The organism is Paraburkholderia sp. J12, from assembly GCF_905220215.1.
In the GTDB taxonomy this organism is placed as follows: domain Bacteria; phylum Pseudomonadota; class Gammaproteobacteria; order Burkholderiales; family Burkholderiaceae; genus Paraburkholderia.
In genome coordinates this window covers 207,906-220,215 of record NZ_CAJMZC010000009.1, presented here as the reverse complement: position 1 = coordinate 220,215, position 12,310 = coordinate 207,906, and the positions used below count along the sequence as shown (strand labels likewise).

7 protein-coding genes are annotated in these 12,310 nt (G+C 65.4%); 3 read left to right on the top strand and 4 right to left on the bottom strand.

The genetic code is table 11. The features are described 5' to 3' along the window. Positions 1–51 precede the first annotated feature (51 nt). Positions 52–1,215 (top strand): DNA polymerase IV, encoded by a 1,164-nt coding sequence (gene dinB, locus U5760_RS20250; protein WP_415914137.1) that lies wholly within the window; start codon positions 52–54, stop codon positions 1,213–1,215. A gap of 85 nt (positions 1,216–1,300) precedes the next feature. Continuing rightward, entirely contained in the window at positions 1,301–2,587 is a 1,287-nt protein-coding gene (locus U5760_RS20245) for an amidohydrolase family protein (protein WP_322014059.1), read from the top strand. Between the two features lie 86 nt (positions 2,588–2,673). On the opposite strand, the gene U5760_RS20240 is transcribed toward U5760_RS20245, so the two are convergent. The 4 genes from U5760_RS20240 to fixL form a co-directional block, all read right to left on the bottom strand. Beyond that, positions 2,674–4,773: a M3 family metallopeptidase gene (locus U5760_RS20240; RefSeq protein WP_322014058.1), complete on the bottom strand. Its 2,100-nt coding sequence runs from the start codon at positions 4,771–4,773 to the stop codon at positions 2,674–2,676. 221 nt (positions 4,774–4,994) lie between these two features. Further along, the gene (gene folD, locus U5760_RS20235; protein ID WP_322014057.1) at positions 4,995–5,855 is read right to left on the bottom strand and encodes a bifunctional methylenetetrahydrofolate dehydrogenase/methenyltetrahydrofolate cyclohydrolase FolD; all 861 of its coding nucleotides are present in this window, start codon (positions 5,853–5,855) and stop codon (positions 4,995–4,997) included. A 237-nt stretch (positions 5,856–6,092) separates the two neighbouring features. After that, complete coding sequence (fixJ, locus tag U5760_RS20230; protein ID WP_028224405.1) at positions 6,093–6,740, bottom strand: oxygen response regulator transcription factor FixJ; 648 nt, start codon at positions 6,738–6,740, stop codon at positions 6,093–6,095. Further along, positions 6,737–9,265 (bottom strand): oxygen sensor histidine kinase FixL, encoded by a 2,529-nt coding sequence (fixL, locus tag U5760_RS20225; protein ID WP_322014056.1) that lies wholly within the window; start codon positions 9,263–9,265, stop codon positions 6,737–6,739. Before fixL ends, fixJ begins: the two co-directional genes overlap by 4 nt. Before the next feature lie 290 nt (positions 9,266–9,555). Here fixL and aceE point away from each other — a divergent pair, with 290 nt between their 5' ends. After that, positions 9,556–12,252 (top strand): pyruvate dehydrogenase (acetyl-transferring), homodimeric type, encoded by a 2,697-nt coding sequence (gene aceE, locus U5760_RS20220; RefSeq protein ID WP_322014054.1) that lies wholly within the window; start codon positions 9,556–9,558, stop codon positions 12,250–12,252. The last annotated feature ends 58 nt before the right edge of the window (positions 12,253–12,310 follow it).

Sequence of the window (12,310 nt, the reverse complement as noted above, 5' to 3'; positions counted from 1 at the left end):
AGCGGTACGGTCAGGGGACCGATCACTGACAGTTCTCTTGAAAATGGCACTGTGTTTTTGTACAGTATCGATACCTTGAACGCGCCCACTTTCGCCCCGCCGCAGCCCGCCGCGAGCAGCTCCGCCCGCAAGATCATCCATTGCGATTGCGACTGTTTTTATGCGTCGGTTGAAATGCGCGACGATCCTTCGTTGCGCGGGCGTCCGCTTGCCGTCGGCGGGCGGCCCGACCAGCGCGGCGTCGTCGCCACCTGCAACTACGAGGCGCGGCGTTTCGGCGTGCATTCGGCCATGTCGTCGGCGCTCGCCATGCGCAAGTGTCCCGATCTGCTGATCTTGCCCTCGGCGATGGAGAAGTACCGCATCGCGTCGCGCCAGATCATGGCGATCTACCGCGACTACACGTCCGACGTCGAGCCGCTCTCGCTCGACGAAGCCTATCTTGACGTCACCCACGCCACGCGCTGCAAGGGCAGCGCCACGCTGATCGCGGAGGAAATTCGCGAGCGGGTACGGCAGACCGTGGGCGTGACGGTGTCCGCGGGCGTCGGGCCGAACAAGTTCATCGCGAAGATCGCGTCCGACTGGAACAAGCCCGACGGCCTCTTTGTCGTGCGTCCGCACGAGGTCGACGCTTTTGTCGCCGCATTGCCGGTGCGCAAGATTCACGGCGTCGGCAAGGTGACGGCCGGCAAGCTCGAGAAGCTGGGTCTCGCCACCTGTGCACAGCTGCGCACGTGGTCGCTGATCGATCTGCATCGTCACTTCGGCGTATTCGGCAAGCGGCTTTACGAGCGCGCGCGCGGCATCGACGAGCGGCCCGTGTGCGCGGACCAGGAGCGCAAGTCGGTGAGCGTCGAGACGACCTACGTGAACGATCTGATGACACTCGAAACCTGCAGCGAGGAGCTCAAGCCGCTCGCCATGCAACTCGACGCGCGCATTGAGCGGGCCGGCTGTGCGCACGCGGTGCGCAAGCTCTATGTGAAGATCCGCTTCGCCGACTTCCAGCGCACGACGGTGGAGTGCGTGCGCGACGCAACCGATCTGCCCACGTTTCTCGCGCTGCTCGAGAAGGGGCTTGCGCGGCGCAAGCTGGGCGTGCGACTTCTGGGCGTGGGCGTACGACTCGAAGAGGAGAACCCCGCGCTGCGCGGCCAGTTCGCGCTCTTCGACGAGGACCCCGAAGACGAAGACGGCGAGTTTCGTGCCTGAGAAGCCCGCGTCGCCCCGGTGCGGCATCGCGCTGGCGCGCCTTTTCTGGCGCCGATAGAATCGGCGCAACGAGGAGGAGCCGTTCATGGACCTGATCATCCGCCGCGCCGTGCTCGCGCAAGGGCATCCCGCCGACCATGCCACCGTCGATATCGGCATCGATGCGGGCCGCATTGCGGCCGTCGAACCGCACCTCGCCGCGCAGGCGCGTGAAGAGATCGACGCTGCGGGTGCGCTTGTGAGCGCACCGTTCGTCGATGCGCATTTCCACATGGATGCCACGCTTTCGTACGGTCTGCCGCGCGTCAACGCCTCGGGCACCTTGCTCGAAGGCATCGCGTTGTGGGGCGAGCTCAAACCGTATCTCACCCAGGAAGCGCTCGTCGAGCGCGCGTTGCAGTATTGCGACTGGGCCGTCGCGCGCGGGTTGCTGGCGATCCGCAGTCACGTCGATGTTTGCGACGAGCGCCTGCTGGCGGTCGAAGCGCTGCTCGAAGTGAAGCGCCGCGTGGCGCCGTATCTCGATCTGCAACTGGTGGCGTTTCCGCAGGACGGGCTGTTGCGCAGCCCCGGCGCGTTCGAGAACCTGAAGCGCGCGATTGCGCTGGGTGTCGATGTGGTGGGCGGCATCCCGCACTTCGAGCGCACGATGGCCGACGGCGCCGAGTCCGTGCGTCTCCTCTGCGAGTTCGCGGCGCAACAGGGCCTGCGCGTGGACATGCATTGCGACGAGTCCGACGATCCGCTCTCGCGCCACATCGAAACGCTGGCGGCGCAAACGCACCGTTTAGGTCTGCATGGTCGCGTGGCGGGCTCGCATCTCACGTCCATGCATTCGATGGACAACTACTACGTGAGCAAGCTGCTGCCGCTCATGCGCGAGGCGGGCGTGGCGGCGATCGCGAATCCGCTCATCAACATCACGCTGCAAGGTCGTTCGGATACCTATCCAAAGCGGCGCGGCATGACACGCGTGCCGGAACTGATGGCGGCGGGCATCGACGTTGCGTTCGGCCACGACTGCGTGATGGATCCGTGGTACAGCTTCGGTTCGGGCGACATGCTCGAAGTCGCGCACATGGGGCTGCACGTTGCGCAGATGACGGGCGTGGCGGCCTCGCGCGCGTGCTTCGACGCCGTAACGGTGAATCCGGCAAGGATCCTGGGGCTCGAAGGCTACGGCCTCACGCCCGGGTGCGCGGCGAACTGCGTGGTGCTCGACGCGCGCGACCCCATCGAGGCGATCCGTTTGCGCGCAGCGCGGCTTGCGGTGGTCAGCCGGGGCCGGGTGGTGAGCCGGCAGCCGGCGCAACGCGCGGCGCTCGCGCTCGAAGGCCGGCCGCAGAGCGTCGATTTCAAGCTGCACCGTTAGGGCAGAAGGCAATAAAAAAACGCGCAAGGGAGCCGGTCCCATGCGCGTTTTTTCTGCCAGGCGCGTAACGACGTACGCGCCTTGACTCAATGCTGGGCCGGTGGCTGCTCCATGCCGTTGTGACGCAGCAGCGCATCGATGCTCGGTTCGCGTCCGCGGAACGCCTTGAACGATTCCATCGCCGGGCGGCTGCCGCCCACCTCCAGAATCTCCTTGCGATAGCGCGTGCCCGTGGCCGCATCGAGCACGCTCGACTTCGCCGCCTGCGCCGCTTCTTCGAACGCCGCATAGGCGTCTGCGGAAAGCACCTCGGCCCACTTGTAGCTGTAGTAGCCCGCCGCATAGCCGCCCGCGAAGATGTGGCTGAACGTGTCCGGCCAGCGCGAGAACGAGGTTTGCGGAATCACGTGATAACGCTCGTTGATCTCGCGTGCGAGGTCGTTGACGCTCTTGCCTGCCGACGCGTCGAAGTCGACGTGCAGCGCCATGTCGAACATCGAGAACACGATCTGGCGCAGCGTGCCGAGGCCGCTCTGGAAGTTCTTCGCGGCGAGCATCTTGTCGAACAGTTCGCGCGGCAGCGGCTTGGCGGTATCGACGTGCGAGGTCATCTCGCGCAGCACGTCCCACTCCCAGCAGAAGTTCTCCATGAACTGCGAGGGCAGTTCGACCGCGTCCCATTCCACGCCGTTGATGCCCGACACCGCGAGCTCGTCCACGCGCGTGAGCATGTGATGCAGGCCGTGGCCGAACTCATGGAAGAGCGTGATCACTTCGTCGTGCGTGAAGCACGCGGGCTTGCCGCCCACGGGTGCCGAGAAGTTGCACGTGAGGTAGGCCACCGGCGTTTGCACGCCGTTGCCTTCGAGCTTGCGGCGCGAGCGCGCGTCGTCCATCCACGCGCCGCCGCGCTTGCCTTCGCGCGCGTAGAGATCGAGATAGAACTGCGCGACGAGCGTGCCGTCCGTGTTTTCCACGCGGAAGAAACGCACGTCCGGGTTCCACACAGGCGCGCTGTCCTTGCGGATGCGCACGCCGAAGAGCGTCTCGGTCACCTTGAAGAGGCCCGGCAGCACGAAGTCTTCGGGGAAGTACTGCTTCACCTCGTTCTCGGAGAACGCGTAGCGCTGCTGGCGCAGGCGTTCGGAAGCGAAGGCCATGTCCCACGGCTCGATCTGCGCGAGGCCCAGTTCGTTCGCGGCGAATTCGCGCAGCGCGTCCCAGTCCTTTTCCGCGTGCGGGCGCGCACGCGTGGCGAGGTCTTCGAGGAAGCTCATCACCTGCTGCGGCGACTCGGCCATCTTCGGCGTGAGCGAGACTTCGGCGAAGTTGTTGTAGCCGAGCATCGTCGCTTCTTCGTGGCGCAGCTTCAGCTGTTCCGCGATGATTTCGGTGTTGTCCCATTCGGCCTTGCCGCCGCCGTACACGGGGCCCAGTTCCGACGCGCGCGTCACGTACGCGCGATACATCGTTTCGCGCATTGCGCGGTTTTCCGAGTACTGGAGCACCGGGAAGTACGAAGGGAAGTGCAGCGTGAATTTCCAGCCTTCCTTGTTCTCGCGCTCGGCGGCTTCGCGCGCCGCGGCGATCACGTCTTCGGGCAGGCCCGCGAGTTCCGCTTCGTTCGCCGCGTAGTACGCGTAGCCGTTGGTGGCGTCGAGCACGTGGTCCGAGAACGCTTTCGCGAGCGCCGCCTGGCGCTCCTGCAGTTCGGCGAAGCGCGGCTTCTGGTCTTCGGGCAACTCGGCACCCGAGAGGCGGAAGTCGCGCAGCGCGTTATTGAGGATCTTCCTGCGTTCGCCCGAAAGCAGCTCGAACGAGTTGTGCGTGGTGATGGCCTTGTACTTCTCGTAGAGCGCGAGGTTCTGGCCGACGCTCGCCCAGAACTCGGTCACGCGCGGCAGGTTCTCGCCATAGACGGCGCGCAGCTCCGGCGTGTCGGCCACGGCGTTCAGGTGGCCGACCACGCCCCAGGCGCGCGAAAGCGGCTCGCTCGCGCGCTCGACCGGTTCGACCACGTCGTTCCACTGGGCGGGCGTCATCGGTTCGGCGGCGCGGTCCACGGCGGCCTTCGCGTTGGCGAGCAGCACGTCGAGCGCGGGCGTCACGTGTTCGGGGCGGATCTCGCCGAAGCGCGGCAGGCCGGTGAAGTCGAGCAGCGGATTATCGGAGGGAGTAGTAGCCATGGTGCTTCCTGTTCCTGTCTGTCGCGGTTCGCGTTGAATGGGGTCCGGGGGCGCGGCGGCCCCCGACACATCGAGTATTGGGGCGCGGTGCTCGCTTCACAACCGGCCGATGCCAGCAAATTAACAGATGTCGGCGCTCGCCGGCGAAACGGTGGCGCGCGCAAAGCAAAAGCGGCCCGCAAAGGGGCCGCTCTGGCATGGCTGATCCTGCCCGGCTTGCCTCAGGCTGCGTTGGCTGCGGCCCGCTCGGCGGCTTCGATCGTGTTCACGAGCAGCATCGTGATGGTCATCGGGCCCACGCCGCCCGGCACCGGCGTGATGTAGCCGGCCACTTCCTTGACGCCCGCGAAATCGACGTCGCCGCACAGCTTGCCGTTGTCGTCGCGGTTCATGCCCACGTCGATTACCGTCGCACCGGGCTTGACCATGTCGGCCGTGAGGATGTTGCGCTTGCCCACCGCCGCCACGACGATGTCGGCTTCGCGCGTATGCGCGGCGAGGTCGCGCGTTTTGCTGTGGCAGATCGTGACCGTGGCGCCCGCTTCGAGCAGCAGCATCGCCATGGGCTTGCCGACGATGTTCGAGCGGCCGATCACCACCGCATTCGCACCCGTGAGCGCGATCTTGTGGGCCTCGAACATCTTCATCACGCCATAGGGCGTGCAGGGGCGAAAGAGCGGCTGGCCGGTCATGAGCGCGCCGGCGTTGGCGATGTGAAAGCCGTCGACGTCCTTCTCGGGCGCGATCGCCTCGATCACCTTGTGGCTGTCGATGTGCTTCGGCAGCGGCAATTGCACGAGAATGCCGTGGATTTTCGGGTCGCGGTTCAGTTCGTCGATGCGCTTGAGCAGGTCCGCTTCGGAAAGCGTGGCCGGATAGCGGTCGTAGGACGAATGAAGGCCGTTGTCCTCGCACGCCTTCACCTTGTTGCGCACGTAGACTTCGCTCGCCGGATTGTCGCCGACCAGCACAACGGCGAGGCCAGGCTGATGGCCGCGGGCGGTGAGGGCGGCGGCGCGTGTGGCGACGTCGGCGCGCAGTTGCTTGGAGAGGGCGTTGCCGTCGATGAGGGTGGCTGTCATGGTCGGTCGGGCTTCAGAGTGGGCGATGCGGGGCAAGGGCGCCCGAGGTTGCCGGGCGGTTTTCAGGCGCAGGCGGCGCGTGGCCGCCGGGCTCTTGCGAAGGCCGACATTATACCGTCGCGGCGTGGCGCTTCGGATGCGGTGGGCAGGCGGGTACGGAAGGGAACACCGCCCCCGCGCAGGTTCGGCCACGAGGAGCGGCCGGCGCGCGGGAGGCGGGAGGCAGGGTGGTGCCGCTTATTGTTGCGGCTGCTGCGGCTTGTTGGAGAGCGCGAGGCGCAACAGGTCGGCGACCGTGTTGACGTTCAGCTTCTCCATGATGTTCGCGCGGTGCGCTTCGACGGTCTTGATGCTGATGCCCAGATCGTCGGCGATCTGCTTGTTCAGGCGGCCCGCGATGATGCGCTCGAGCACCTGGTGCTCGCGCGCCGTGAGCTTGCCGAGGCGCTCGGCCGCGGCGCGCTGCTGCTGCACGTTGGTGCTTTCGCTGCGGGCCTTTTCGAGCATGCGCTCGACGAGCTTGCGCAGTTCGGCTTCGTCGAAGGGTTTTTCGATGAAGTCCATCGCGCCCTTCTTCATGGTCGAAACGGCCATCGGCACGTCGCCGTGGCCCGTCACGAAGATGATCGGCAGCGAGGCGTTATCGGCGATCAGGCGCTCCTGCAATTCGAGCCCGCTCATGCCCGACATGCGCACGTCCAGGATCAGGCAGGCGATCTGCCCGGCTTGCTGGGCGGGCTGGTACGCCTCGAGGAATTCCTCTGCGCTCAGGAAGCACTGCACGCGGTAGCCATTGGCTTCAAGCAGCCAGCGCAGGGAGTCTCGTACGGCCTCATCGTCGTCGACGACAAAGACGGTTTCCTGGGTAGTGACTGGGCTGTTCATGGCTCTCCCGTAACGGTTGTTGGAGTCGGCTCGTCGGAGCCGTCGCGAGACGGCGTATCCGCTTCGCCTATCGGCAGACTGCAATGGAACGTCGCGCCGCTGATGTGGCCGTCTGCTTCGACGTTGTTGACCACCCAGAGGCGCCCTCGGTGCGATTCGATAATCGAGCGGCAAATATTCAGCCCCATGCCCATACCGTCGGACTTGGTGCTGTAGAACGGTTCGAAGAGGCGTTCGGCCGTGGCTTCGTCCACGCCCGGGCCCTGGTCGACGACGCTGATGCACACGTTGCCGCCTTCGCGCTTCACGAGCACGCGGATCACGGGGTCTGCGGCCGCATCGGGCAAGTTCGGGCGTGCTTCGGCCATGGCTTCGGCAGCGTTCTTCAGGAGGTTGACGAGCACCTGCTCGATCAGCACCGGATCGACGTAGATCACGGGCATGCGCGAGCGCATGTCGGTCACGATGCGGATGCGGCGCTTGCGCGCCTCGATTTCGGCCAGACCCACGGCATCGGCGACGATGTCGGCCACCCGCGTGGCCTGGCGCTTGGGTTCGGAGCGCTTCACGAATTCGCGGATGCGCTTGATGATCATGCCCGCCCGCACGGCCTGCTGGGCGGTTTTCTCCAGCACCGGCAGCAGGTTGTCGGGCGCGGCGCGCCCCGACTTCACGAGCGCCACGGTGCCCGAGGCATAGTTGTTGATCGCGGCGAGCGGCTGGTTCAGCTCGTGCGCGAGCGAGGAAGCCATTTCGCCCATCGTCATCAGGCGGCTCGTGAACTGCAGCTTTTCGTCCTGCTGGCGGGCGAGTTCCTGGGCCTGCTTGCGCGTGGTGATGTCGGTGGCGATCTGCATCTGCGCGAGATGGCCGTCCACCCACTGGATGTACTGGCGCCGCACCTCGAACCACTTCTGGATGCTCTCCACGTACACCTCCTGCGCGTCGGCCGTGCTCTCGGTGAGCGCGGTGGCGGGCAGGCCGGCGAACGCGTCGACCATGTCGATCGAATCGGAGGAGGCGTTCGCCGAGTCGAATCCGCCGCCGCCCGCGAGCTCCAGATGGCCGTCCGGGCGGATGCCGAAGAGGTGGCGGTAGTAGCGGTTCGCGAACAGCAGTTCGGCTTCGTCGGCGGCGAGCACGGAGACGGCGGCGTCGAGGCTTTCCAGCACCGTGGTGAAGCGTTCGTGCGCCGCGGCGAGTTCCTCGCGCGCGCGCTTCGGCTCGGTGATGTCGGTCATCGACGACATCCAGCCCGTTTGACGGCCCGAGCTGTCGATGAGCGGCGAGACATAGAGCCGCGCATGGAACTGCGAGCCGTCCTTGCGCCGCACGCGCAATTCGAACCCCGAGGAGGGCGCCTTGCCGCGCAGCGTCATGTCGAGCTGGCGCTGCATTTCCGGGTAGGCATCGCGCGGCCAGTAGGGGAACGGCGCGTTCTTGCCGACGAGATCCGCTTCGTCCCAGCCCGTCATGCGGCAGAACGCCGGATTCACGTGGGTGATGCGGCCGTGCATGTCGAGCACGCGCATGCCGATCAGCACCGAATTTTCCATTGCGCGGCGGAAGAACGCTTCCGCATAGAGCGCCTGCTGCGCCTCGAAGCGCTGGCGCGTGTGCTTCCACAGGCTCCAGAGGCTCCACAGCACGAAGCACGAGAGCCCCGCGACCAGCCACACGAGCGTGTTGTTCGTGAAGTTGGTCATCTGCGGGTACGAGTACACGCGCACCGACACGCCCTGGCCCGGCGGGTCGAGCGGCAGGTCGTAATAGACGTCGCGCGGCAGGCGCGGTCGCGTCGAGGTGGTGGCGAGCTCGCGGTTGTTGACGTCGAGAATCGAGATCTTGTACTTGGCCGACAGCTCGGGCGGGATGTCGTGCTTCAGGATCCCTTCGACCGAGAACACGGCCGCAATCGAGCCGAGAAAATCGCGGTCGCGGTATACAGGGGTTTGCAGCGTGATGTAGCCGTTGCCGAGGTCGTCGTAAATAAGCGGCGAATACACCTGGCGGCGCGTCTCGCGCGCTTCGGTGAAGGCCGCCTTCACGGCCTCGTCCATCTGCTCGTCGTTGGGTTTGGCGAGGCGCTGGCCGAACACCGGCATCGCCGTATTGGGCCAGCGCGGCTCTTGCGCACTCGTGTACCAGTTCAGATAGAGGATCTCGGGATGGCCCTGCATGATGTCCGTGGTGGACGTCTGGAACGACTGCGGGTCGGCGTGGCCGGCGGCCAGATCGCGCGCGAGCGCCTGCAGCTGCTCCTGCGCGCCTGTCATCGAGAGACGGATCTGCTGCTGGGCCCAGGCCACATTGCGGTAGAGCGTGTCTTCCTGCTGCTGCTGCTCGCGGCGGTTCAGGCTCCACAAGATCAGGCTCATGACGATCAGAAAGACGAGGATCGACAGGAGCGGCGTCAGCAAATAGGAATTGGACCACCAGGGTCCGTGGTGCCAGCGGGACGGCGACGTGTCGCCGGGCGTACCGGGCGGCCGCGCCGAGCGAGCGAAAAGCCGTTCGGTCAACATGGCAAGGATTGTAGCTCAGCGTAAGACACGGAAATGACGCGAAAAAAACGGTAAATCGCCGATAAACGGGCGCAAACTGGCCGTTATCGACGCAGGGGCGCGAACGATTCAGCGTGCGGTGCAGCAATTTTCCACATTATAAAATTCGATCTCGCAATTCGAAAATTTTGTTGCGCGAGGTCCGGGGGGGTCATTACAATCGCCCGAAAGCTGCTGCGGTCGGCCCCGGCTCGTCCCGAACAGTCGCCCGCATGGTCCGTTCAACAGCGTTCCCCAATCAGGAGACGAGCATGTCCGCAGTACCCGACGAAGTCCTGAAGTACGTAGCCGCCGACAAGGACGAAGATCCGCAGGAAACCGCCGAATGGCTTGAAGCGTTGGACGGCGTCATCTCGACGGTCGGACCCGACCGTGCGCACTACCTGATCGAAAAGCAGATCGAATTCGCTCGTGTACATGGCGAGCACCTGCCGTTCTCGGCGAACACGCCGTACATCAACACCATCCCCGTCGCCAACCAGGTGCAGAACCCGGGCGACCAGGACATCGAACACCGCATCCGCTCGTACACGCGCTGGAACGCCATGGCCATGGTGCTGCGCGCGGGCAAGCACACCAACGTGGGCGGTCACATCGCCTCGTTCGCTTCCGCGGCCACGCTCTACGACGTCGGTTACAACCACTTCTGGCACGCTCCCACCGCCGAGCATGGCGGCGACCTCGTGTTCGTGCAGGGCCACTCGTCGCCGGGCGTCTACTCGCGCGCGTTCCTGCTGGGCCGCCTCTCCGAGCAGCAGCTCGACAATTTCCGCCAGGAAGTGGACGGCGGCGGCATTTCGTCGTACCCGCACCCGTGGCTGATGCCGGACTTCTGGCAGTTCCCGACCGTCTCGATGGGCCTCGGCCCGATCATGGCGATCTACCAGGCACGCTTCATGAAGTACCTGCAGGCGCGCGGCATCGCCAAGACCGAAGGCCGCAAGGTCTGGGCCTTCCTCGGCGACGGCGAGACGGACGAGCCGGAATCGCTCGGCGCAATCGGCATGGCCGGCCGCGAGCATCTCGACAACCTCGTGTTCGTCATCAACTGCAACCTGCAGCGCCTGGACGGCCCGGTGCGCGGCAACGGCAAGATCATCCAGGAACTCGAAAGCGAGTTCCGCGGCGCCGGCTGGAATGTCGTCAAGGTCATCTGGGGCAGCCGCTGGGACGCATTGTTCGCACGCGACAAGTCGGGCGCGCTGATGCGCCGCATGATGGAAGTCGTCGACGGCGAATACCAGACGTACAAGTCGGAGTCGGGCGCGTACGTGCGCGAACACTTCTTCAACACGCCTGAGCTGAAGGCGCTCGTCGCCGACTGGTCCGACGACGACATCTGGAACCTGAACCGCGGCGGCCACGACCCGCACAAGATCTACGCGGCGTTCCACCAGGCCCAGCACGCGAAGGGCCAGCCGACCCTGATCCTCGCCAAGACGATCAAGGGCTACGGCATGGGCGAAGCCGGCCAGGCCATGAACATCACCCACCAGCAAAAGAAGATGCAGGTGGATCAGCTGAAGAAGTTCCGCGACCAGTTCCGCCTGCCGATCACGGACGAGCAGATCGTCGACGTGCCGTACCTCACGTTCGAGGAAGGCTCGAAGGAACTCGAATACATGCGCCAGAAGCGCATGGACCTCGGCGGTTACCTGCCGGCGCGCCGCCAGAAGGCCGAGTCGCTGCCGGTGCCGGCGCTCGACGTGTTCGAGCCGCTGCTCAAGGGCACGGGCGAAGGCCGCGAGATCTCCACGACGATGGCGTTCGTGCGGATCCTGAACATCCTCCTGAAGGACAAGGCGCTCGGCAAGCGCGTCGTGCCGATCGTGCCGGACGAGTCGCGTACCTTCGGCATGGAAGGCCTGTTCCGCCAGATCGGCATCTGGAACCAGGAAGGCCAGAAGTACGTGCCGGAAGATTCCGACCAGCTGATGTTCTACAAGGAATCGCAGACGGGCCAGATTCTCCAGGAAGGCATCAACGAAGCCGGCGGCATGTGCGACTGGATCGCGGCCGCGACGTCGTATTCGACGCACGGCGAGATCATGGTGCCGTTCTACATCTTCTACTCGATGTTCGGCCTTCAGCGCATCGGCGACCTGGTGTGGGCTGCCGGCGACATGCGTTCGCGCGGCTTCCTGCTGGGCGGCACGGCGGGCCGCACGACGCTGAACGGCGAAGGCCTGCAGCACGAAGACGGCCACTCGCTCCTGTGGGCCGCTTCGGTGCCGAACTGCGTGAGCTACGACCCGACCTTCGGCTACGAACTCGCCGTGATCATGCAGGACGGCCTGCGCCGCATGGTGCAGGACCAGGAAGACGTGTTCTATTACATCACCGTGATGAACGAGAACTACGAGCACCCGGCGATTCCGCAGGGCGAGCATGTGGCGGCCGACATCATCAAGGGCATGTACGCGTTCCGCAAGGGCGCGGACAACGTCAAGGCACCGCGCGTGCAACTGCTGGGCGCGGGCACGATCTTCAACGAAGTGATCGCTGCCGCCGACCTGCTGAAGAACGACTGGGGCGTCGAAGCCGACCTCTGGAGCGTGCCGAGCTTCACGGAACTCGCGCGCGAAGGCCACGAAGTCGAGCGCTGGAACCTGCTGCATCCGAGCGAGCCGCGCCGCGAATCGCACGTCGAGAAGCTGCTCAAGGACACGCAAGGCCCGGTCATCGCCTCGACCGACTACGTGCGCGCGCTGGTCGACCAGATCCGTGGCCTCGTGCCGCGCAAGTTCGTGGTGCTCGGCACCGACGGTTTCGGCCGTTCGGATACGCGTGAGAAGCTGCGTCACTTCTTCGAAGTCGATCGTTACTGGACGACGGTTGCCGCGCTCAACGCGCTGGCTGACGAAGGCAAGATCGAGCGCAAGGTCGTCGCCGACGCCATTGCGAAGTACAACCTCGATCCGTCCAAACCCAACCCGATGACCGTCTAACGCATCACCCCCGTGTGCATCGCAGGCGCGCCTCCCCGAAGCGGGGAGGCGCGGCTTA

Coding starts and splice junctions, on each gene's coding strand:
- folD (WP_322014057.1), bottom strand. CDS start 5,855: ATGACAGCCACCCTCATCGACGGCAACGCCCTCTCCAAGCAACTGCGC.
- fixJ (WP_028224405.1), bottom strand. CDS start 6,740: ATGAACAGCCCAGTCACTACCCAGGAAACCGTCTTTGTCGTCGACGAC.
- U5760_RS20240 (WP_322014058.1), bottom strand. CDS start 4,773: ATGGCTACTACTCCCTCCGATAATCCGCTGCTCGACTTCACCGGCCTG.
- aceE (WP_322014054.1), top strand. CDS start 9,556: ATGTCCGCAGTACCCGACGAAGTCCTGAAGTACGTAGCCGCCGACAAG.
- fixL (WP_322014056.1), bottom strand. CDS start 9,265: ATGTTGACCGAACGGCTTTTCGCTCGCTCGGCGCGGCCGCCCGGTACG.
- U5760_RS20245 (WP_322014059.1), top strand. CDS start 1,301: ATGGACCTGATCATCCGCCGCGCCGTGCTCGCGCAAGGGCATCCCGCC.